The sequence below is a fragment of the Nitrosomonas sp. genome, from assembly GCF_040240425.1.
In the GTDB taxonomy this organism is placed as follows: domain Bacteria; phylum Pseudomonadota; class Gammaproteobacteria; order Burkholderiales; family Nitrosomonadaceae; genus Nitrosomonas.
The window spans coordinates 14,814-38,543 of sequence record NZ_QPHG01000019.1; the positions used below are offsets into that span (position 1 = coordinate 14,814).

The 23,730-nt window shown below is 47.2% G+C and carries 21 protein-coding genes; 11 read left to right on the forward strand and 10 right to left on the reverse strand.

Annotation, left to right across the window (positions count from 1 at the left end):
• Nucleotides 1-9: 9 nt before the first annotated feature.
• From hslO to DU481_RS08905, 3 genes are all read left to right on the forward strand, one after another.
• Nucleotides 10-864, forward strand: coding sequence for an Hsp33 family molecular chaperone HslO (gene hslO, locus DU481_RS08895; RefSeq protein ID WP_350133871.1), 855 nt, complete (start codon nt 10-12; stop codon nt 862-864).
• Nucleotides 865-1,037: 173 nt separating this feature from the next.
• Entirely contained in the window at nt 1,038-1,430 is a 393-nt protein-coding gene (locus DU481_RS08900; protein ID WP_350133873.1) for a response regulator, read from the forward strand.
• 15 nt (nt 1,431-1,445) lie between these two features.
• A complete protein-coding gene (locus tag DU481_RS08905; protein WP_350133875.1) occupies nt 1,446-2,882 on the forward strand; it encodes a sensor histidine kinase in 1,437 nt (478 codons plus the stop codon).
• Nucleotides 2,883-2,969: 87 nt separating this feature from the next.
• Here the strand turns inward: DU481_RS08905 and DU481_RS08910 are convergent, their stop codons facing one another.
• A complete protein-coding gene (locus tag DU481_RS08910) occupies nt 2,970-5,363 on the reverse strand; it encodes a DNA internalization-related competence protein ComEC/Rec2 (protein WP_350133877.1) in 2,394 nt (797 codons plus the stop codon).
• A 238-nt stretch (nt 5,364-5,601) separates the two neighbouring features.
• Here DU481_RS08910 and DU481_RS08915 point away from each other — a divergent pair, with 238 nt between their 5' ends.
• The 3 genes from DU481_RS08915 to DU481_RS08925 all read left to right on the forward strand — a co-directional run bounded on the left by DU481_RS08915 (nt 5,602) and on the right by DU481_RS08925 (nt 8,618).
• On the forward strand, nt 5,602-6,816 hold the full coding sequence (locus tag DU481_RS08915; protein WP_350133879.1) for an ATP-binding protein: 1,215 nt from the start codon (nt 5,602-5,604) through the stop codon (nt 6,814-6,816).
• Nucleotides 6,785-7,432: a response regulator gene (locus DU481_RS08920; protein ID WP_350133881.1), complete on the forward strand. Its 648-nt coding sequence runs from the start codon at nt 6,785-6,787 to the stop codon at nt 7,430-7,432. The genes DU481_RS08915 and DU481_RS08920 overlap by 32 nt, the downstream gene beginning before the upstream one ends.
• Before the next feature lie 136 nt (nt 7,433-7,568).
• Nucleotides 7,569-8,618 (forward strand): class I fructose-bisphosphate aldolase, encoded by a 1,050-nt coding sequence (locus DU481_RS08925; protein ID WP_350133883.1) that lies wholly within the window; start codon nt 7,569-7,571, stop codon nt 8,616-8,618.
• A gap of 69 nt (nt 8,619-8,687) precedes the next feature.
• On the opposite strand, the gene DU481_RS08930 is transcribed toward DU481_RS08925, so the two are convergent.
• On the reverse strand, nt 8,688-9,362 hold the full coding sequence (locus DU481_RS08930) for a tetratricopeptide repeat protein (protein WP_350133885.1): 675 nt from the start codon (nt 9,360-9,362) through the stop codon (nt 8,688-8,690).
• 83 nt (nt 9,363-9,445) lie between these two features.
• On the reverse strand, nt 9,446-10,195 hold the full coding sequence (locus DU481_RS08935; RefSeq protein ID WP_350133887.1) for an ankyrin repeat domain-containing protein: 750 nt from the start codon (nt 10,193-10,195) through the stop codon (nt 9,446-9,448).
• Between the two features lie 330 nt (nt 10,196-10,525).
• On the opposite strand from DU481_RS08935, the gene DU481_RS08940 reads away from it, so the two are divergent.
• The 5 genes from DU481_RS08940 (at nt 10,526) to purD (ending at nt 16,013) form a co-directional block, all read left to right on the forward strand.
• The gene (locus DU481_RS08940) at nt 10,526-11,698 is read left to right on the forward strand and encodes an FAD-dependent monooxygenase (protein ID WP_350133889.1); all 1,173 of its coding nucleotides are present in this window, start codon (nt 10,526-10,528) and stop codon (nt 11,696-11,698) included.
• 169 nt (nt 11,699-11,867) lie between these two features.
• The gene (dusB, locus tag DU481_RS08945; RefSeq protein WP_107802286.1) at nt 11,868-12,872 is read left to right on the forward strand and encodes a tRNA dihydrouridine synthase DusB; all 1,005 of its coding nucleotides are present in this window, start codon (nt 11,868-11,870) and stop codon (nt 12,870-12,872) included.
• 7 nt (nt 12,873-12,879) lie between these two features.
• Nucleotides 12,880-13,122 (forward strand): helix-turn-helix domain-containing protein, encoded by a 243-nt coding sequence (locus DU481_RS08950; protein WP_090316832.1) that lies wholly within the window; start codon nt 12,880-12,882, stop codon nt 13,120-13,122.
• Nucleotides 13,119-14,678, forward strand: a complete 1,560-nt coding sequence (gene purH / locus DU481_RS08955; protein WP_350133892.1) for a bifunctional phosphoribosylaminoimidazolecarboxamide formyltransferase/IMP cyclohydrolase — start codon at nt 13,119-13,121, stop codon at nt 14,676-14,678. The genes DU481_RS08950 and purH overlap by 4 nt, the downstream gene beginning before the upstream one ends.
• A 12-nt stretch (nt 14,679-14,690) precedes the next feature.
• Nucleotides 14,691-16,013, forward strand: coding sequence for a phosphoribosylamine--glycine ligase (purD, locus tag DU481_RS08960; protein ID WP_350133894.1), 1,323 nt, complete (start codon nt 14,691-14,693; stop codon nt 16,011-16,013).
• 6 nt (nt 16,014-16,019) lie between these two features.
• On the opposite strand, the gene flgL is transcribed toward purD, so the two are convergent.
• The 7 genes from flgL to flgF all read right to left on the reverse strand — a co-directional run bounded on the left by flgL (nt 16,020) and on the right by flgF (nt 23,729).
• A complete protein-coding gene (flgL, locus tag DU481_RS08965) occupies nt 16,020-17,231 on the reverse strand; it encodes a flagellar hook-associated protein FlgL (RefSeq protein ID WP_350133896.1) in 1,212 nt (403 codons plus the stop codon).
• 24 nt (nt 17,232-17,255) lie between these two features.
• Nucleotides 17,256-19,160, reverse strand: a complete 1,905-nt coding sequence (gene flgK, locus DU481_RS08970; RefSeq protein ID WP_350133898.1) for a flagellar hook-associated protein FlgK — start codon at nt 19,158-19,160, stop codon at nt 17,256-17,258.
• Between the two features lie 83 nt (nt 19,161-19,243).
• Nucleotides 19,244-20,251 (reverse strand): flagellar assembly peptidoglycan hydrolase FlgJ, encoded by a 1,008-nt coding sequence (flgJ, locus tag DU481_RS08975; RefSeq protein ID WP_350133900.1) that lies wholly within the window; start codon nt 20,249-20,251, stop codon nt 19,244-19,246.
• 17 nt (nt 20,252-20,268) lie between these two features.
• A complete protein-coding gene (locus DU481_RS08980; protein WP_350133902.1) occupies nt 20,269-21,378 on the reverse strand; it encodes a flagellar basal body P-ring protein FlgI in 1,110 nt (369 codons plus the stop codon).
• A 51-nt stretch (nt 21,379-21,429) separates the two neighbouring features.
• Entirely contained in the window at nt 21,430-22,146 is a 717-nt protein-coding gene (locus tag DU481_RS08985) for a flagellar basal body L-ring protein FlgH (RefSeq protein ID WP_350133904.1), read from the reverse strand.
• Between the two features lie 26 nt (nt 22,147-22,172).
• Nucleotides 22,173-22,955 carry a flagellar basal-body rod protein FlgG gene (gene flgG, locus DU481_RS08990; protein ID WP_090316859.1) on the reverse strand — a complete coding sequence of 261 codons (783 nt, stop codon included), beginning with the start codon at nt 22,953-22,955 and terminating at the stop codon, nt 22,173-22,175.
• A gap of 30 nt (nt 22,956-22,985) precedes the next feature.
• Nucleotides 22,986-23,729, reverse strand: a complete 744-nt coding sequence (gene flgF / locus DU481_RS08995) for a flagellar basal-body rod protein FlgF (RefSeq protein ID WP_350133906.1) — start codon at nt 23,727-23,729, stop codon at nt 22,986-22,988.
• Nucleotide 23,730: the final 1 nt, after the last annotated feature.

Genomic DNA, 23,730 nt, shown 5'->3' on the forward strand with positions numbered 1-23,730 from the left:
GGCCTTAGAATGAGCAACTATGTACAACGCTTTCTTCTGGAAAACCTGGATATCCGCGGTGCCATAGTACGCCTCGACTCCGTCTGGACGGCGATGTTAACCGGGCGCAACTATCCGCAACCGGTAACCCGACTGCTCGGCGAGATGAGTGCCGTCACCTTACTGATGGGTGAAAACCTCAAGCAAACCGGCCGGCTGACCATCCAATTGAATGGCAACGGTCCGGTTCCGATGCTGGTTATCGACTGCACCGATACATTGCATATTCGCGGCATGGCGAAATGCGAGCAAAACATTACGGCGCAGTCAGCACCCGATCTACTCGGCCACGGCCGGTTATTGCTTACGCTGGATATGCCATCGATGCGCGAATGCTACCAAAGTATCGTACCGCTCGACGGCAACAATATCGCCGAAATCTTTGAACATTACTTCCGGCAATCCGAGCAATTGCCTTCGCGTTTATTCCTGATTACCACGGATACCGCTATTTTTGGCTTGCTGCTGCAAAAATTGCCCAATGCCGATCAACAGGATCCCGATGGTTGGACACGCGCCGAAGCGCTGGCAGCAACAGTGCATGACCATGCCTTATTCGATTTGACTGCGGAAGAAATACTGACTCGTCTGTTTTATCAGGAAATTATCCGTATTTTTGATGCGCAAACCATCCAATACGGTTGCCAGGAAGACCCTGCCAAGATTTTTTCCATGCTGCGCTCGCTCGGCCGGGAAGAAGTTGATTCAATTCTGAAAGAATTCGGCGAAGTCGTTGTCAACGATGACATCTGTAACCGTGAATACCGCTTGGATGCGATCGCTGTTGATGCAGTATTCCGCGAGGCAGGCTCAACGATTCATTGAGTTACTGCATATATTTTGCTAGAACTCAGATATTCTCAATATATGCCGTTTTGCACTTCACATATTTTTCACATTTGCTAAGATATGATCGGCTCAAGAATATCCCCGGTGAGCAAACGGTTTCTGTCTTGTAAGAAGCCCGACCGGGTTCACACGATGAAGTTAGGAGAATTATGATGGCACCACGAATAGCACATGTTGACGATGATTCGGATATCCGCGAAGCGGTTGAGCGGATTCTTTGCAAGAATGGATATGAAGTAAGCAGTTATCTGTCCATGCAAGAATTCATCGATTCACTGGAAGATGAAAGCAAACGCCCTGATCTGGCGATCCTTGATGTAATGGTGGAATCCATGGATTCCGGTTTGACTACCTATGCAAAGATTCACAAGCGATTTCCACAAATTCAGACCATTTTTCTCACTTCCTTGGGCGATATGATCAGACCTTATTTTGAAGATGGCTCGCACGAATGGGTGTGTATCATGGAAAAACCTGTTGAACCGGTAAGCTTATTGGCAACGATCAACGATCGATTAAAGCATACAGGAGAAGCTGCCTGACCGGACTATGTGAAAATGGCAACCACTGAATTTTCCTGGGATAAATCCAATAATCAAAATATTCTGCTTGAAATAAAAGGCGACAAACTCAAGCTCAGCGATGATGTATTAATTAGTAATATTCGCTGGTTTATTACTTTCCGCTGGGCATTGATTGTCTCGTTGGTTTTCTTCGAAATCTTGATGCTATCGGCGTCGAATGTATTGACGCAATTTGGCATCAGCGAACAGGAAAAATGGCCGGTCGCCATCATCATGGTGCTGGTTGTCGCTAATATTGCTTACATCTTTGCATTAGACCGTTGCAAACCGGGTAAATATAACTCCCCTTCGATCAATTTATGGGTGCAGATCATTGTCGACTTGATCTGTTTGTCCGTTGTTGTACATTATATTGGCAGCACAACTACGCCCATTTCATTTTTCTATGTTCTGCATATTGCGCTGGCCTGCATCTTTTTTTCTACCCGCGAAAGCCTGTATGTCACCATTTTAGTGTGTCTCATGGATACGATAGTTATCATTGTTGATAACTTTCTGATCACGCAAACGCCATTGTCAACATTAGTCAACAATCATCTTCTGTCAGAAAATGCGCGACAAGATGGTGCAATGTTATGGATGTTTTTTCTCGATATCTTATTTTTTATTGTTTGGTATGTGGTTTCGAGACTTTCCCTGATCGTTCGCGCGCATGAGCGTCACCTGCTGGATGCCTATAGGCAAATTAATCAGGCGCAAGTCGAAAAGGATCAATATGCTGTGCTCATGACGCACCAGCTTAAATCACCGCTGGATGCCATTCGCAGCAAAATCAATTTGATTAAGGGGGGGTATTGCGGAGATGCTTCAGACGGCGTAAATGAGGCGCTGGAAAAGATTGATAGCCGCGCGCAAAGCATGTCGGGTTTGATTCTGGACTTGCTCAGGCTCGAACGCTTGAAAGATACCTGCCTTAATACCGCAGTGTTCGAGACAGTCGACATTCAAACCACGCTGCAAAAATGTATTGAGAAATTAACGCTCGTTGCCAATGCCAAGCACATTACATTTAATCTATCGATTGAAAATTTCTATTGCAAGGTTATCCCCGATCAACTGGAAATACTTCTGGAAAATATTATTACCAATGCGATTACCTATTCGCATGATAATACAGCGGTAGAGATTACATCCGCCATTAATCAGCGGGACCGGAGTGCCAGTGTCACCATCACTGATCACGGCATAGGTATAGAGAATAAAGACTTACCCAACATATTCAACGAATATTTTTATTCGCCCAGAGCGGCGCTGCATAATAAGGCAACCAGCGGGATCGGACTGTCCATCGTGAGAATCGCGGCAGAAAACAATAAGCTAAAAATCAAAGTGACCAGTGAACCCGGTGCGGGTACTTCGTTCACCGTAGTGTTTAACGATATCGAATGGCCCGATGACGACGATCACTAGAAAAAACTTACTTACAACCTCCGATTATCGATATCAGCCCTATCCCTATTGATACTCAATACAGTTGTCCCATCATCGCAATCCAATCTATTCGATTGTGCTGTGATGCCAGTAGCGCCGGTTTAATTGTCTCCAACTCTCAGCCGACCAGCCATTACCGGTAAAACGCAGCAAGATCGCACCGTCTCTGTCACTACGCAGCAAGCGGCTGTTCAAGTTGAGATAACGTGTCATTACTTCTTCGCGCGGATGGCCATAGCGATTAAGGTAACCGACCGTAAAAACTGTCAATACCGGACTCACCTGCTGCACAAAATTCACTGTTGACGATGACAGGCTGCCATGATGCGGCGCGATCAGCACGGTCGCCGGAAGCTTCTCACTGGCGCGGTTAAGCAACGCTAATTCATCTTTCCCTTCAATATCCGCCGGTAATAATACGCTGCCATACATCGACGTGATCTTTAGCACGCAGCTGTTTGAATTGACTTTGCGTTGTGGATTTGCATAATCCTGCGGCAATGGATGCAACAATTCAAAATGCACGCCATCCCAATGCCATGACTGCCCGGCCTGGCATTGATCGTGATGCTTTGCAGTGCGCCGTATGGGATGTTGATCGCTCAAAGAGGACAGGAGCAACTCAACCGGAATTTCACCCATTATCGACAATGCACCGCCGCTATGGTCTGTATCCGAGTGCGATACGATCATGGCATCCAGTTTCCGTATGCCTTCACCACGCAAAAACGGCACGACAATGCGGCTGCCGCTATCGGTATCGCCAAAACCAGGTCCGGTATCAAACAACAGCGTATGATGCGCTGTACGCGCTACAACGGCTAATCCTTGACCGGCATCCAGGATCGTCAACCATAATTCACCGCTTTTGGGCTGCGCAGGCAATACCCAAAACACCGGCAATAACGCCACCACCCCTAGCCAGCGCGCTGGAAAACCTGCAAAAAATCCGCTTGCCAAACTTCCGGGCAACAGCATCCACAAAATTCCGCAAATTGCTGCCAAAATTGTCCACAGCGGCGGCGTATGCTGTTGCCATACAGCCTGTGGAAAATCACTCAGCGCGTGCAATATCGTCATGACGAAACTTAAAACTTCGTGTGCAAGCGGCAGAACAAAGTCAAACAGCGGTATCACTGCCAATAGAGTCAGCGGCACAACCACAAGACTTATCAGTGGAATGGCAATGGCATTGGCAAACGGCGATAACATCGGTATTTGCTGGAAGAAAACCAGTAACAGCGGGATCAACCCCAGGGTAATCGCCCACTGTACCCGCAGCCAATCGATTAACCAATGAACTCTGCCAATCCGCCCTATCGTTATCAGCATAATGAGCCCGATGGCACCGAACGACAGCCAGAATCCAGGCGCCATGACGGCCCAGGGATCGAGTAGAACCACCCAAAACAGCGCCCAAGCCAGCACTGTTGTTGCGGCAGATTGCCGCCCTCGCCATACTGCAATTGCCACAACGGCCAGCATATAGAGCGTCCGCTGCGCGGGAATTGCAAAACCGGACAGAACCGCATAAGCCAATGCCACAACCAGCCCAGCCGCAACAGCAGCCCGGCGTGCCGGTAAACGTAGCGTCAAATAAGCTGACCGGCGCCATAACCAGAAAACCAGTGCAAAGACCATGCTGGAAATCATCGTGATATGCAATCCGGAAATCGCCATCAAATGATTGGTGCCGGTCCGGGTGAAAATTTGCCATTGATCGCGCGGGATAGCGTGTTGATCGCCCATGGCCAGGGCCTGCAATACACCCACATACGAATGGCCGGATAAATGAGTGGCAAAGCGCTGCTGAATGTCCTCGCGAATATGCTCAATCCAGTATTTCGGCCTTGAAACCATTGGCTGCAGAAGTTCATTATCAGTTGATGGGCGCACGTATCCGGTTGCACGGATATTGCGCTCCAATGCCCAGGCTTCATAATCAAAGCCATGCGGATTCATGCTGCCATGCGGCTGCTTGAGCCGCACTGTAATACGCCAGCGTTCCCCCGCATGCAGGATTGGCCGCTCCAAAGGATGCGCTCCTGTTTGCCGCACTGTGAACCATGAAATTAGTAGATGTTGAGGTACAACCGCACCGGGCGTAATCACCTGCTCTACATCAAAACGGAAGCGGATACCGCGCTCATTGCTTTGCTGCACACTCGCTATTACGCCGGTTATTTGTATATCCTGCCGCTCCCAGATTTGCGGCAAGAAATCGGACAAACGCCACTGTGCCAAGGCCGCAGCCCAGAAAAACCCGATCCCCAAGAAAAACAGGTACAGTAAGATTCTGCGCAGCATGATCAACGCGCCCGATGAATAACGCGCAAGCAATCCGCTGGCGGCCAGGATCGACATTAAACCCCAAGCCCAATCGAGAGCGGGTAATTCAGCTTGCTGCTGCAGCAAACCGACGCCAAAAACAAAAGCCAGAATGTTTAATCGTACTGACAAACCGTTTCAACCTTCATCACGTGCAAATCAATGTTTAAAACATCAGTACGGCATCCACAACCTTCACTGTAATCTCCAGCCTCTTCGTTTGTAGGATTTTTCTCATAAAATTATAGCGTTATGATTTGCAATAATTTGGTACTATAACATTATGTATTCTTAGCAGATGAAATACAGTTATGCTTGAATCACCGGGCACAGCTCCAGCATACGCGCGGGATGAGTAATAGGAGATGGTATGACACAAAGTGAAGAGCAAAGAAGAAAAGATGACGATATAAAATTCAGCAAAACCGAGCTACTGAGCGAATTGCAGACTTCTCACTTTGAACTGGAAATGCAGTACCGGGAGCTTAAAGAAACACAGCAGCAATTAAGTGAATCTCACAGCCGCTTTGAAGATCTTTACGAATATGCACCCGTCGGTTACCTGACCTTAGACAAAACCGGGCATATTTTATCGCTCAATCTCAGAGGTGCGAAATTACTCAACAATGACCGGGAATCGTTGATTGGCAAATCTTTCATGGAATGTTTCTTTGATATCAACAAACAGGTCTTTACCGATTATTTGCAGAAAGTTTTCATTACCACAGGAAAAACCACAGTTGATCTAAAAATCAAGAACGCGGATGAGCATATCAACTATATCCGGCTGCAAAGCACAATCATGTGCGATAGCAACACTTGCCTCATGATCATGTCCGATATCAGTCAGCTTAAGAAAACCATCAATCTAAACCGTAACTTATTAAATGAAAATAGGCGGCTGATGAAAGAATTGTTTCAAGTGCAAGAAAAAGAACGGCGTTCACTCGCACGTGAATTGCACGATGAGTTAGGCCAATGGCTTACGGTGATACGCATCGAGAATGAAGTCATTCTGAATAACGCTCCGGCCGATTCGATGAGTTCTGCCAGTGCGCGCGCTATCGGCGACTGTACTCAGAAAATGAACGAAGTAATTCATGAAATGCTGCATAAATTGCGGCCCGTGTTACTGGATACGCTCGGATTGGTCGATGCCTTATTGGAACTGAAACGGCAATGGAGCACGCACCACCCGCAGATCATCCTTGAATTCAAAGTAAACGGCGAACTGGATAAATTGCATGAATCGGTCAATATCGCCATCTTTCGTATCATCCAAGAAGGTTTGAACAATATCTACAACCATTCCGAGGCCACCTGGGCACAAATAAGCCTCAGCCGTGAAAGCGATTTAGAATGCATGGAGGATTGTTTACTGCTCTCCATCGAAGACAACGGCAAGGGGTATAATATCAATCAACAATTTCGCGGATTAGGATTACTCGGTATGCGTGAGCGCGTCATTGCGATGGGTGGCACATTGTCAGTGCGCAGCGCATGCAATGAAGGCACAGAAATCAATATTAAACTGCCCATTGAACACTCAGATTATGACGAAACCAATCTCTATCCTGTTGATTGATGATCATCCCGTAGTACGTACCGGCTATCGCCGGTTGCTGGAGAGCACACCTGATATATGTGTCGTCGGGGAAGCCGACGATGGTGAGTCCGGCTACCAATACTACCTGGAATTTCAACCGGATGTGACGATTCTGGACTTGAACATGCCAGGCATTGGCGGACTGGAAACCATCCGGCGCATCAAAGCCAGAGATCCCGCAGCACACGTCCTGGTATTCAGCATGCTGAATAATGTCACGATGGCGCAGCGGTCATTAAAAGCCGGAGCCACCGGATTTCTCAGCAAACAAAGCGGAATTGGAGAAATGATTCAGGCGGTGCGGCAAGTCAATGCGGGAAAAATTTATATCGAATCGGAGTTAGCCGCAACGCTGGCGCTCAACGCAACACGCAAGGATACCTGCGAAAATCCCCTGGATATGCTCACCAAGCGGGAATTTCAAATATTCAAGCTGATCGCGGAAGGAAACTCCAGCACGCAAATAGCGGAAAAACTCGCCATCAGCCCAAAAACCGTCGGCGTTCATCATGTTAACCTGATGCGAAAATTGCAATTACAAAACACCACACAACTCATTCGCCTGGCGATTAACAACAACATCATTCAAACATAAAGACAGCGTAACTTAGTTGACGTGCATTGGAAATAAGCATAATGCTTATTTTCTCAACTTGATACATCGATTAAGATGGCTATCTCTAAACAGGCCAAAGTTACACCAAGCCATAGTCCCTTAATCAGGAGCAAAAATGACAAATATTTCCGCCGTTCTGGGCAGTGAAAGCGAGCTGCTGCTCAATCATGTCTGCCATACCATACCGAAGCAAAGCCTGCAGCTTCCCGGTGCTGATTTTGTCGATCGCGTCATGGCAATGAGCAATCGTAAATCCAGCGTACTACGCAATCTGCAAGCGCTTTATAATCAAGGGCGTTTAGCAGGTACCGGTTATTTGTCATTACTCCCCGTGGATCAGGGTGTTGAGCACTCGGCCGGCGCTTCATTTGCTCCCAATCCCATGTTTTTTGATCCCAAGAGTATTGTCGATTTGGCGATTGAAGGCGGATGCAATGGTGTCGCATCCACGCTGGGCGTGCTGGGCATCGTAGCGCGGCGCTATGCGCACAAAATTCCGATGATTCTTAAAATCAATCACAATGAACTGCTGACTTATCCCAATAAATACGATCAAACACTGTTTGCCAGCATCAATCAGGCATTTGATATGGGTGCGTGCGCCGTGGGCGCTACTGTTTTTTTTGGTTCGGACGAATCCCGCCGTCAAATCCAGGAAGTTTCAGCCGCGTTTGAACATGCGCATAACCTAGGTATGGTCACCATTTTGTGGGCTTACACCCGTAATGCTGCGTTCAAAACCGCTGAAAAGGATTATCACGTCAGCGCTGATCTGACCGGTCAAGCCAATCATCTGGCGGTAACCATCGGCGCCGACATCGTTAAGCAAAAAATGGCGACCAATAATGGCGGATACAACGCGATTAAATTCGGCAAAACTCACCCTAAAGTATACAGTGAACTGACAACGGAACACCCGATCGATCTGGTGCGATATCAAGTCGCCAATTGCTACATGGGACGGATCGGTATGATTAATTCAGGCGGTGAATCCGGCAGTGATGATTTGCATCAGGCGATCCGTACTGCGGTCATCAACAAACGGGCGGGCGGGATGGGGTTAATCTCAGGGCGCAAGGCATTTCAGAAACCTTTTGCCGAAGGCGTCAAATTGCTGCACGCCATTCAGGATGTGTATTTATCCAACGAAGTCAATATTGCTTAGAGAAACTGCATCCGGCCAAATAACAGCAAGCGGCCGTGCCATACAACGCACGGCCGGAAAACAGAGCCATTATTTTCTAGATGCTTTAATCGCATCGAGATTAGCTTGCGCATCTTCATTTCCTTGTGCGGCCGCCTTTTCAAACCACTTGATCGCTTTTTCCTCGTCCCTGTCTACGCCTTCTCCGGTGAAATACATTGCCCCCAGGTTATTCTGCGCATCGACATGACCTTGCTCGGCCGCACTCTTGAACAGTTCCGCCGCCTGCGCCAGGTCTTGCGGCACACCTTCGCCGTTTGCGTACATCAGTCCTAAATTAAACTGCGCATCGGCATAGCCTTGTTCGGCAGCACGGAAAAACCAACCGGCAGCCAATTCAGGATCAGTATTCAACACTTGGCCGGATAAGGTCTTAGATACGGCTTCTCCGGTGTAGTACATGACACCCAAGCTATTTTGCGCAGCCGGGTCGCCTGCTCTGGCATTGGCCATTAACGCTTTAAATTTCTCTTCGGCGGCTTTAACGTCACCAATACCTCCGGGCATAATCTGATCTCTTAACTCAGCTTTCTCTTCCTCTGTCAGTCCTTCGCCCATGATGGACGGAATCTCACCCAGTTTAGTGATCTCATTCAGCGGCGCGGATATTGAGCCCGCTTCTGATTTATCACTTTTCGGTTCACTCCCGCAGCCGGTAAGCAATGCAACAATCGCGGCAAGAAATAAAGCAGCCAAAACATTCATCTAGAATTTCCTCTATTCATTGGGTTATAACGATAACAGCATGTTTTCAAATCCGGACTGGCATTAAGATAGCATAGTAGTTACTACTTGGCCCCTGCCTTTACCAATAATTCAATCACTTCCTTATGATGATAAAGTTTGGCCAAAGTCAGTGCGGTCGCGCCATTGCTGGCTTTCAGATTAGGATTGGCGTTTGCCGCCAGCAATGTATGAACCGCGCCTAAATGGCCAAGCTGGGCCGCCAGCATCAGCGCTGTCGCGCCATTCTCCAGTTGATAATTGACATCGGCGCCGGCATTAATCAGTGTCTGAATGACTTGCCGATGACCTTGCTGCGCGGCCAGCGTCAGTGCTGTCATACTATCGGCGCGTTTTGCACTCACCTTGGCTTTTGCAGCCAACAACAAATCGATGACTTTTCTGCGGTCTTTCTCGGCCGCCATCATTAATGCCGTGCCATCTTCCGCAGCCGGGGCATTGACATCGGCGCCTGCAGCCAACAAGATTTCCACCGCTTGATCACGGCCATCGCGAGCTGACCGCATCAACGGGGTATAGTCATCATCCGCTCTTAAATTAACATCCACACCCGTTTGTATAAATCGCTCGATCACAGTCGCATGACCTTTTTTAACCGCTGCCAGGAAAGCGGCATTGAGTTCATTTTGCTCAATGCGCTGCGAATCCAGTATTTTTTTTACCAGTGGAAAGTTGCCCTTGTCCGCGGCATTGATCAATTCGCTATCCACATTCACTGACCAGACTTCAGTGGAAATAATCGCAAGTAAACATATTATCCATCCTGCCAATTTATTTTCAAAAAATCTCATCATGCAAAATTCCTTCTTATCCTCTTATTCACACAGAAAATTCTCAAATTATCACCGCAGTATCGCTTTCATGAAACCGGCTGCATCCATTTCAAATCAATAACCGCTACAATTATACAGTTTAAGCCGCTTTCTTGCCTGCGCATCATGGCAGACTCACCCAATCGCACATTCCACGACTCGTTGCAATATGCTATTCTCCTGCCGTATTCAACACGCAGCAATCATGACTCCAACCGGAATGCATGGGTTGCCGCCGGAGTTCCCGGATAAAATATGGCATCCGGTCTATAAACTACACATGAATATTCTGCAAAAATTTCAAGAAATACTATGATCACCGATCATTACGACATCGTTATCATTGGCGGCGGACCGGTGGGCATGGCTTTGGCGCTTGCACTGCAGGATACCGGTATTTCAAGTCTACTGCTGGAAGCACGCGGCGTACCGGAAAAAGATGAAGATCCACGCCCGCTGGCATTATCGCATGGCAGCCACTTAATCTTGCATCGTTTGGGTGTATGGAACAAGCTGGCAAAAAAAACACCGATCACGACAATTCATATTTCCAATCGCGGCAGCTTCGGCCTGACTGTTTTAACACCAGAGGATGCCGGTGTCCCTGCATTAGGATTCGTGGTCAACTATCACGATCTTTTTTGCTCGATGCATCAACGCTTGACTACTAGCAGCGCCGGTTACATTGCCGGTGCGATAGTCACCCAGCTAGAGACCACTGAAAACCTAGGCACGGTGCATTTTAATTACCAGGGACAAGAACGGACAGTAACTGCCCAGTTGCTTGTCCTAGCCGATGGCGGCAAACTGGCCCAACAATTACCTGATATCACCTACCAGACGCACGATTACCATCAATACGCCGTTGTCGCGAATATCAAAGCGCAGAAAAAACAGACCGGTATTGCATATGAACGCTTTACTGCCGATGGCCCCGTCGCATTGCTACCCAATGATGAAGATTTCGCATTGGTTTGGACGGTAAGCCCTGAAGCAGTTCAAGAGATCACCTCGTTAGGCGATAGTGATTTTCTGCTTCGCTTGCACCGGCATTTTGGCGATCGGCTTGGAAAATTCATGCACGCCGGAAAAAGATCGGCATTCCCGCTCACACTTAAACACGCAATTTCCACTACCTCGCAACGCACGGCATTGATCGGCAATGCTGCTCAGACATTACATCCCGTCGCAGGACAAGGATTTAATTTGGGACTGAGAGACGCATACGAATTAGCATGCGAGGCCATCAATACTCAAAGCGCATCGCGGGAAATCGGCACAGCAGCGATGCTGTCCGGCTACCAGCAAAAAAGACGAATAGACAGCAGTGGCGGCAGAATTTTTACCGACTCACTCATTAAGCTTTTTTCCAATGACAATGGAATACTCAAACATGCGTGTGGAATCGGTTTAAGCACACTGGATTGTATGCCGCCGCTGAAACGATTTGTCGCCCGCCGCATGATATTCGGCGCGCGTGGATAATTTCATTCTCTATCCACTATCTGCCTGACAAAACAAAAGCTATAATTCGCCATTGTGCGTTGCAGGAATTATATAAATATTTCCATGCGGCGATTTAGACGCCAGTCATTCGGATTAAAGCTTCCCAGTAATTAAATCACTGCTTACTTAACCCACACACACCGCTTACATGCAAATTGGCACACACATTCTGAAAAACAAACTCATTGTCGCGCCAATGGCGGGAGTTACCGACCGCCCCTTCAGGCAATTGTGCAAAACGATGGGCGCGGGCATGGCGGTGTCAGAAATGGTATCCAGTAACTCGTTGTTGTGGGGCTCCAAGAAAACACAACGGCGCGCCGACCATGAAGGTGAGGTTTCGCCGATTTCCGTGCAAATTGCAGGTGCTGATCCGCAAATGCTAGCGGCTGCAGCGCGTTACAATGTCGATAATGGCGCCCAGATCATCGATATTAATATGGGTTGCCCGGCCAAAAAAATCTGTAATGTCATGGCCGGTTCCGCGCTCTTGCAAGACGAGCAATTAGTGGGAAAAATTTTGGACGCCGTGGTTAAAGCCGTCGATATTCCGGTAACGCTCAAGATACGCACTGGCTGGGATAAACAACACAAAAACGCCCTCTCCATTGCACATATCGCTGAGAATTCCGGTATTCAAGCGCTCGCAATCCACGGCCGCACACGTGCCTGCGCATACACCGGCACTGCGGAGTACGACACCATCGCAGCGGTTAAAGCCGCAATTAAGATTCCTGTCATCGCCAATGGCGATATCACAACGCCGGAAAAAGCCCGCCATATTCTTGCCTACACCAATGCAGACGCGATTATGATAGGCCGCGCTGCGCAAGGCAGGCCATGGATATTCCGTGAAATCAATCACTACCTCGCCACCGGTCAACATTTACAAGCACCCGAAGTATCTGAAATTCACCATGTGCTCATTAATCATTTGCATGATTTATATGAATTTTATGGTGAGTATTCCGGTGTCCGCATCGCACGCAAGCATATCTCCTGGTATACCAAGGGACTCGTTGGATCTGCCAGCTTTCGTCAGTCAATGAATCAGTTACAAACCAGCGATCAGCAAATTTATGAAACCAATAAGTTTTTCTCTACATTAGCTGAGAAAGGTCAACGATTGAGTTATATCAAAGAGGGGGAGTAGTCAGTTTATGAATGCAATCAAGGAAAATGAAATTGCATCTTGCATACGCAAAGCTATCAGCGGATATCTCAATGACCTGGACGGGGAAAAACCATGCCCTATTTACAATATGGTCATGCATAGCGTTGAAAAGCCTTTAATTGAAATCGCTATCCAATATACCAAAGGAAATCAGACTCAGGCCGCCGAATTACTGGGGATAAACCGCAATACGCTACGTCAAAAAATGAAACAATATCAAATTAAATGACCATTAAATACGCACTCATCAGTGTTTCGGATAAAACCGGAATTATAGAACTGGCCCAAAAATTGATTCAGCATGGCATCACCATCCTGTCCACTGGCGGTACCGCCAAATTATTGCATCAAGCCAGAATCAACGTGATCGAAGTGGGCGACTATACCGGTTTCCCGGAAATGCTGGACGGCCGGGTCAAAACGCTGCACCCTAAAATTCATGCCGGCATACTGGCGCGTAACGATTTACCCGATCATCAACTGGCGCTCGAACAAGCATCGATTCCCAATATCGAACTGGTCATCGTGAATCTCTACCCCTTCAAACAAACGATCGCAAACCCGGATTGCAGCTTTGAGGATGCCATTGAGAATATCGATATCGGTGGTCCCACCATGGTGCGCGCAGCCGCCAAAAATTACCGGAAAGTTGCCATTGTCACCGATCCCCAGGATTATTTACCGCTCAGCCAGGAGCTGGCGGAAAATAGTGGCTCCATCAGCTTGGCCACACGTTTCCAACTGGCGCAAAAAGCGTTTACGCACACTGCTTCTTACGACAGTGCCATCAGTAATTATTTGACCGCACTGGATAGCGATTACCAGCACAAAGATTTTCCCGATTCGCTGAATCTGAATTTCACTATCGCACAGCCTTTACGGTACGGCGAAAACCCGCATCAAAAAGCAGCCTTCTACCGGGACGAAACCCCCACACCCGGCAGTCTGGCGAATTACCAACAGTTACAAGGCAAAGAGCTATCGTACAATAATATCGCCGATACCGACGCTGCGTGGGAATGTGTTAAAACTTTCGACAACCCCGCTTGTGTGATTGTCAAACACGCCAATCCATGCGGCATAGCCATTGCGGAAACCACGCTGCGCGCTTATCAACTGGCGTTTGCGACCGACCCCGTCTCTGCATTCGGCGGCATCATCGCATTTAACCGGAGCATTGGCGAAGACACCGCTGAAGCGATTCTAAAACAATTCGTTGAAGTCATTATCGCACCTGAAATCACACCGGAAGCGCAGCAGCTTCTGGCACAGAAAAACAATATCCGGGTACTGGTTTTGCCGTTACAGGCAGGAAACAATACGTACGATCTGAAGCGGATTGGCGGCGGTCTTCTGGTACAAACGCCGGATATTCAAAATATCACTGTTTCCGATTTAAAAATCGTTACGCAATTAAAACCCACACCGCAGCAGCTAGATGATCTACTGTTTGCCTGGCGCGCCGCAAAATTTGTTAAATCCAACGCGATTGTATTTTGCCGTAATGGCCAAACAATGGGTATCGGTGCCGGGCAAATGAGCCGTGTCGATAGCGCACGCATTGCATCTATCAAAGCACAGCAAGCCGGTTTGACACTTGCAGAATCCGTTGTCGCATCGGATGCATTCTTCCCGTTCCGCGATGGTCTGGATGTAGTCGTTCAAGCGGGCGCTACAGCCGTTATTCAACCGGGCGGCAGTATCCGTGATCAGGAAGTGATTGCAGCGGCTGATGAACAAGGGATCACCATGGTATTTACCGGTGTCCGCCATTTCAGGCACTAGTTACCCGCTATCATGAAACTATTAGTGATCGGCGGCGGTGGCAGAGAACATGCCTTAGCGTGGAAGTTATGCCTTTCTCCGCGTGTGCATAAAGTATTTGTGGCACCCGGCAATGCAGGCACCGCATTAGAGCCCGGACTAGAAAATATTTCAATTACCGCCATACCCGAATTAATCGAGTTTGCAACCAAAGAATCGATTGCAATCACGATAGTCGGCCCCGAGATTCCACTGGCTGCCGGTATCGTCGATGCATTCCGGGCGGCTGGTCTGAAAATCTTTGGCCCAACCCGGCAAGCCGCGCAACTTGAAACTTCAAAAATCTTTGCCAAGGAATTCATGCAACGGCATCACATACCGACTGCTGCCTATGCAAGATTTACAAATCCAGAATTAGCGCACGCCTACATCGAGCAACACTCGGTCCCTCTTGTCATCAAAGCCGATGGTCTGGCAGCGGGGAAAGGTGTCGTCGTCGCGCAATCCCGAGAAGAAGCGCATTCCGCTGTAAGTGCACTGTTAGTGGAAAAGCATCTTGGCAGCGCGGGACAAGAAATTATTATCGAAGAATTTCTTCAAGGTATAGAAGTCAGTTTTATCGTCATGACGGATGGTAATTATATTCTGCCGTTAGTAACCAGCCAGGATCATAAGCGGCTTAATGATGGCGATCTAGGCCCCAATACAGGCGGAATGGGAGCATATTCCCCGGCACCTTTTGTTTCTCCCAGCCTGCACGCGCAAATCATGCGCAATATTATTGATCCAGTGATTAATGGACTGAAACAGGATGGCATCCGCTATACCGGATTTCTTTATGCCGGTTTGATGATTACAGCCGGAGACCAGGCAAAAGTATTGGAATTTAATTGCCGCTTAGGTGACCCGGAAACGCAACCGATTATGCTGCGTTTGAAAAGCGATCTTTTACCGCTTATCGAGCACGCTGTTAATGGCACACTCGATCAGGCGGATATTGAATGGGACCGGCGTACCGCACTCGGTGTTGTGATGGCTGCGCAAGGTTATCCGGAAAACCCGAGAAAGAATGATGTAATTTACGGTTTACAAGACTTGATCACAGAACAGGAAAATACCGGCAACTTTCATATTTTTCATGCCGGAACGTCGATGGGCGGGAAGAACGGAAATGAAATTGTGACAGCAGGCGGACGCGTTTTATGCGTAACGGTATTGGGCGATAGTGTAAAGATGGCGCATCAGGCGGCATATAAATTGGTTGAAAACATCCGTTTTGATGGCGCTCAGGTTCGTCACGATATCGGCCATCAAGGCATAAACTACCAGCGCGGCACTAGCGAAAAGCGCAGCTGAGTGGCTCTAAATATAATTGAACAGAGACAGTCCGGAAATTTTAATGTATGACTGCTGCGCAGCTTGAAGATAAAGCTGCTGCCGTTGCAAATCCGACGTTGCTTGCGCAAAGTCAACATCTTGTAGTTGTGAAAGCATTTGCTCAAATTGAATATTTTGATCACTGCCAACACTTTCCAGAGTATCGATCTCTTGCAGCCGCGCTCCGATAGAAGCTTGTTTCGACAGCACATGCTCCAAACTGTTATTAATATTTTGTAATGTTGATTTTAAATCGTTCGCCAGCCGGGTACCGCCAGTTTGTCCGCTTGCTGGCGTTTCCAATGCAGTAATCAAGTCTTCCACTGTTTTGAAAATGCTTTGATTGCTGCTTGGAGATACTGTAAATTTATCTCCATTAGCCGGATTTCCTTTAATACTCAATTGCATTCCATCAAAACTGACTGTATTGTTACTCACATAAGGATTAGCCGATGAAACAGTCGATCCTGTTGTGGTGTTAACGATATCGTAGGTTGTAACACCAGTTGCCGACACAGCAAATGTAATCTCATAATTACCACCGGTAAGGCTTGAAGGAGTTATCACCGATCCCCCATCAATCACACCACTACCAATATTTGACGAACTAGCGGCGGTAGCAAAAACGCCGTTTCCATTCTTAATGCGCTCGAAAACATCCGTGCCGGAATCACTGACTGCCAGTTGACGCGCAGGACCCACTTGGTTTAAGCGTTGCCCTTGATCTCCAACGTACTGCACAGTTAATCCAGTTTGCGCGAAAGGTTTGGTATTAGCTTGAAACCCTGAGAATAAAAACTGCCCTTTCTCATCGGTTGTATTGGCTAAACCAACGAGTGACTCCAGTTTACTGCGCAATTCGGTAGCAAGTGTCTTTCTGTCAGCATCGGTCAGTGTCGCATTCCCCGCATACACAGTTGAGCTATGCACATCCTGCAGGATTCCGTTAACTTGCCTCAGCACATTTTCTTCCAGTTGAAGCGAGGAACCCGCACTGGATCGGTTCACCGAATATTGCTCATTGAGCGCTGCTGATTGAGAAATATTTAATACTTGCGCCGCCGAGATTGGATCATCCGAAGGTGTTAAAATTCGCCGTCCGGTAGACAATTGTTGTTGTGTATTAATTAGTTTCTCTTGTTGCCGGAGCATTAAATTAGTTCCAGTTTCGTAAATTGTGCCTGTACTAACTCGCATATGAAGTTACCTCTATTCTATTTTTCAACCAAAACGAAGAATTGAGTCAAATAAAGTACTGCTCATTTCAATGATTTTACTGGAAGCTTGATAAGCTTGCTGGAAACGCAGCAGATTCGCGGCTTCTTCATCCAGATTCACACCGGATACCGATTGAATAGATTGTTGAGTTTGTGCCAGCAAATTAGCTTGCGCTTTACTCGTTACCTCTAACTCGCGTGTTTTGTTACCAACCTGACTGACAAGCTGCCCGTAAGCAGTTTGATAATTGGCTGTACCATTCTCCAGCGTATTCGTTGCTTGCAATGCACCTAGCAGCAACATATTGCGATTATCGGCAACACCGTTATTGTTAGGGGTGACAGTAAAAACATCCCCGGCAGCAGGACTACCGCTAATCTGAAATGTATAGCCATTGAAACTGATATCCGCGCCCGCTGTATACGTCTGATTAGTAGCAGGTAGCCCGGTCCCAGTTCCTGCGACATCAAATTCCCCATTGTAAGGCGTATGAAACGTAATGGTAAGTGGTTGCTGAAGATTGGAATCGAGCGGTAACGGATTTACAGTCCCAGCACTGATGGTGCCAGTACCTTTATTGGTTGATGCGGCATTGGTCCGGTTAGGGCCTGCCGCAGCTATCTTAGTTGTGTCATTAATATTGACCGCAATATCCTTTGCGCCATTGATCGTAGGTTGGATGCGGAATCTTTCACTCGCCAGCATCGTGGCACTTGTCACCGATATGCCATCCAGTGTTAGCGGCAAACTGCTCGATGGTGTAGCCGATACGTTATCGGATAATCTGGTCAATGTATAGTTTGTCCCATCGTAAGAAAGCTCGTAATCACTGGTTGTCAACGCACTATAATCAGTAATTGAGGTCGAGATATTGGATGCTAAGTTATTAGTAGATGCAGAGATCACGTTAGGTGCCGGTAACGCGAAGAAATTCGTTCCCATAGCGCCATTCAAATCCATACCAAGCTGATGTTGAGCATTGAAAGTCTGAGCCAAGGTGATTGCGACTCTTCCAAGCGAATTTTGTGCATTATCAAGCGTATTACTGCGAAAAGAAAAAATACCGCCTAAGGTACCACCGGTGATCTGATCCTCGGGAAGCTGAATAGTGCTGTTACCATTAACCAGCCCAATCGTTAAATTATTCGGACTATCCGGTGTTTTAATCGCTTCCAAGGAAAGGGTTTGCGCACCAACCACCAATGCCTGCCCATTCCCAATATATACATTCATCGTACCATCGCTTTGACGCACTGTATCGGTATTAACCAATTTGTTCAATTGATTAATAAGCTCATCGCGTTGATCCAGCATATCGTTAGCAGGCTGCCCTCCGGCTGAACCTTCCGCCCATATTATCTGCTTATTGATCTCTCCAATTTGCTTGGCCAGTGAATTGATATGAACAACCGTGCTGCTGACTTGTGTATTTATCCCTTCCCTTATTTGCGACATGCGTTGATCCATACTATGAAAACGTGCAACTAAGGCATCAGCATTGCTCAGCATCGATTGTCGCGAAGGAATGACGCCGGGATTTGTGGCAACATCGTGTATGGCACTGAAAAAATTTTGTAATGTGGGTGAAAGTCCCGATGTAGCCTCAGCAAACATGTTGTCCAGCTGTTTTATCTCAGTATAGTTACTGTCAAGTGACTGGCTCTGTGTTTGTATCTGTAGCGACTGAGTAGTAAGAAATTGACTGTATATCCGCTGCACCGTAGAAGAGTGAACGCCGCGCCCGATAAACCCTGCACCACCGGATTGCGGTGTATTTGTGCTGAGCAAGACTTGCTGGCGATTAAAACCAGGCGTGCCAGCATTGCTAATATTATGACTGGTCGTCAATAATTGGTTTTGCGCAGTTGCTAAACCAGTAACTGCAATATCAAGAATTCCATTTCCCATAATGTTCTTTCAGTTCTTGATCTTAAAAAATATATAACGACAATATCGGCATACTGGTCAAAGAATTAAAGAAAAATTCCGTATTAGATAAATTCGCGATTTTGTAATTTCTCACTATTCAGAATACGCATTAATTTCTCAGCGTACATAGGATCAGTAGCATACCCAGCGCGTTGAAGGCCATTGGCAAATGTCGCGGCATCCGTCGAATTCAATACTTTGGCATAGCGTGGGTTATCCATGAGCAACTTGGCATAATCATTGAATCCCTCTGCGTACGAGCTATAAGCACGAAATTTTTCAATCGCTTTCTGTGGCACACCATTGATATATTCAGTCGTTGTTTTTTCCACAACGTCCCCTTTCCAATTAGCACCAGCTTTGATGCCAAAAAGATTATGGGTTGGACTATTATCCGCATGACGAATCTCATGTTTACCCCATCCACTTTCCAACGCAGCCTGTGCCAGCATGAAATTAGGTGGAATACCGGTTGATTCGGATGCTGTTTTGGCATGCGGTAAAAGCCTATCGATAAAATTTGCCGGTTGGCTAGGAGCGCTTTTCTTCTGCATGTCCCCCTGAATCGGCGCAGTGAGTCCTTCAATTGCAGAATCGATTTTTCCTGCTGACATCACCGCATTGGATGGGGACCGATAGACTGACCACAGTTGCCCTGATTTATCATTTGGATGCATACCTTCTATCAATGGCGCTTGTTGATTGGAGTTAATCGTTGACAAAATGGCATTTGTTTGGCTGATCGAAGTCTGTGGTTCGATCGATTTATTATTTCGAGATAATTGCTGAACCATCATGTCAGCAATGCCAATTCCTTTGGTGGATATCTTTTGCGCAAGCTGTTGGTCATGCATCTGGGTAAAAAACTGCGTTTGCTGGCTATCAAATATCCCATCCTTAGGTGTCGCCTCGCGCATGCTTTTAAGCAACATGTTCATAAATAATGCTTCAAACTGTTGCGCAACTTTTTGTAACGCTTCGTCTGGATTTTTTTTGGCCATTAAATGCAAGTCATCAACACTTTTGGCATCAACGGCAAGTTTGCTTGAAATATCCGGTGAAATAACCATTCTTAATATCCAGTAAGTTAAATAATTTCCAAATCCGCGCGCAACGAACCGGCAGCTTTCAGCGCCTGAAGAATAGATAGCAAATCCTGGGTGGTAGCGCCGATCGCCGTTAAAGCTTTCACAACTTCACCAAGATCCGCACCATTCGGCAATAACATTAAATTTCCTTCATCGGTACGGATTTCGACCTGTGATCGCTGTGTAACCACTGTTTCACCGCGCTGTGCGAATGCACCAGGCTGACTGATCACCGGCTCGGTATTAATGATTATGGACAGATTGCCATGCGCAACCGCACTTGACTCAAGCGTTACCGCCTGATTCATGACCACTGAACCAGTACGTGAATTAACAATTACTTTTGCCGATGCTCTCGCCGGTTTGACATCCAGACTTTCAATCTGAGAAATAAACATAATTCGCTGGCTATTGTCTACCGGCGCTTTCACCTGCACTACTCTGCCATCCACTGCCGATGCCGCTGTGGGATAAAGTCCATTGATCGCGTCAACAATACGGTTTACTGTCGTGAAATCGGTTGTATTTAACTCAAGATTGATAAAATCACCCTGCCCAACCGTCGTTGGAATCTCGCGTTCTACGATACCGCCACTTGTAACACGTCCGACACTGAGATGATTCACTTGCACACTGCTACCGCCAGCTGCGGCTCCGATACCGCCGACCAAAATATTTCCTTGAGCCATGGCATATACTTGATTATCGGCTCCTTTCAATGGAGTCAGCAGCAGCGTTCCACCCCTTAAGCTTTTGGCATTGCCCATGGAAGAAACTGTGATATCGATATGTTGACCGGGCTTGGCAAACGCCGGCATGGTCGCTGTCACCATGACAGCGGCAACGTTGCGTAACTGCAGGTTAGTGCCAGGCGGCAGATTAACACCTAATTGGCCCAGCATATTGATGACACTCTGAACTGTAAATGGCGTTTGCGTTGTCATATCGCCACTACCATCCAAACCCACTACCAATCCATAGCCGATCAATTGATTGTTGCGAACACCTTGAATCGATGCTAAATCCTTAATGCGATCAGCCAAGCTGATACCCGGCAGCAGCAAGCTCAACGTAAGTAAAGAAAGAATAATGATGTTTCTGATTTTCATAATCTTAAATACCGATTTCTGAAGTGTTTATCAATTTGAGCAATATCCCGCTTAGAAAGGCGTAACCGAAAGAAAGAATCGAGACAACCATCCCATCGTTTGCGCTTCGTCAATATAGCCATTGCTTCGATATTCAACACGCGCATCAGCAATTTGCGTTGAAGAAATCGTATTTCCCATGATGTGAGTCGGATTCACGATCCCGGACAATCGGATAAATTCCTGGCCTTGGTTGATACCGATCTGTTTCTCACCGCTCACGACCAGATTTCCATTCGGTAGCGCTTCAATGACCGTTACAGTAATGGTCCCTCTAAAATTATTTTTACTTGAGCTTTCACCGCTGCCATCAAATTTATTATTCGATTTAGCTTCAACCGTTGCGTGTTTCTTTAATAAACTTAACGGAATCCCCAGCAAACTCGGTACGGAAAAGTCAATGCTGCCAGAACGGCTCGCGTTACTTCCAGAGCTCTTACTGGCATTGGTTGTTTCGTTTAAAGTGACAATAATCGTATCGCCAATACTTCGCGCGCGCCGGTCTTCAAATAACGGTGTATATCGCACCCCGCCTGTTGTGCTGTGAACCATTTGCAAAATTGCGCCATTGGGTTGAGCTACTGCGGCTGCATGTTGCGGCGCACGTAATGTATTGGGCTGGTAAGTCGTGGTGGAAGGGGTCATAGCACAACCGGTTGCCAGTGTGCCAAGCACAAGCATGAAAAAATACCGGCTGAAATTGTTTAACACTCGATTGCCATTCACCATCACACTACTCCCGGTAACCCTATCAATCAAAGTTGTGCCAATCGTTGCAACATTTGGTCCGAAGTTTCAATTGATTTGGAATTCATTTCATAGGCGCGCTGAGTCTGAATCATATTCACCAGCTCTTCCACCACGTTTACATTTGAAGTTTCTACAAAATTCTGTTCCAGCAACCCCAATCCATTCGTACCCGGCGCATTCTGATTGGGAGCTCCGCTCGATGCGGTTTCCTGATACAAATTCTCACCCATCTTTAACAATCCGCCTTGATTAACGAAGCTTGCCAATTGAATATTGCCGACTTGAATAGGCGCAACCGCCCCCGGAACTGTTGCAGTTACCGTACCATCGCGCGCTATCGTGACACCCAGCGCATTCGGTGGAACGGTAATCGCAGGTTGAACGGCGTAACCGCTGGAAGTTACAAGTTGGCCATTCAGATCGGATTGAAATGCCCCATCACGGGTATAAGCCGTTGTACCGTCCGGCAGCAAAACTTGAAAAAAACCTACACCACGTATGGCAACATCACGTTGGTTCTCGGTTTGTTGCAATCCACCCTGGGTAAATATGCTTTCGGTAGAAACCGGCTTAACACCCGTTCCTAACTGCAACCCGGAGGGTAATTGCGTTTGTTGCGATGATTGAGCACCGGGCTGACGTATTGTTTGGTACAGCAAGTCCTCAAAAACAGCACGGGCCCGTTTAAATCCATTGGTGCTGACGTTCGCTAAGTTATTAGAAATCACATCCATTTTGGTTTGTTGCGCATCAAGCCCTGTTTTAGCGATCCATAACGAACGTATCATATGATTTACCTATTAAAATTTATTATCGGATTAAACTCTTACTAGCATTATTTCGCTGGCTTTCTGAGCATTATTCTGCGCGCTATCCAGCATTTTCATTTGCATATCAAATTGTCTGGCCAAGTCGATCATGTTGACCATTTCATGAACCACATTCACGTTGCTCTCTTCCAATGTGCCGTCGACCAGCTTAACTCTGGCATCTACAGGCGCTTCACCGCCATCCTTGAGCCGGAACAAGCCATCCGTGCCTTTTACAAGCTTATCTTCCGGAGGATTTACCAGCTTGATCCTGCCTACCTGCGCTACGGTATTGGGTTGAGGCGTAATCGGCACGGATGAGACGGTTCCATCAATCCCGATAGTGATGCGAGTGTCGGGTGGTAGAGTAATAATGCCCGTATCGCCTTTCACTTTATGTCCGCCATTTGTCTGCAAAATGCCATTGGGACTGACTTGCAAGCTGCCATTACGCGTATAAGCTTCCTTGCCATCATCCAATTGAATCGCAATCCATCCGGAACCACGAACCGCAACATCAAGATCACGGCCGGTAGTTTGCATTGCACCGGGGGTAAAATCGGCACCGGTTGTTGAATCAACGACAAAAGCGCGTGTAGGCAGACCATCACCGAATACCGGCACTGCACGAAATGCATTGCTTTCAGCGCGATACCCGGTCGTTGATGCATTAGCAAGATTCTGAGCGACGGTCGCTTTCTGATTCAGCGTATGGTTTGCTCCGGTCATCGAGGTATAAATCAACCGATCCATT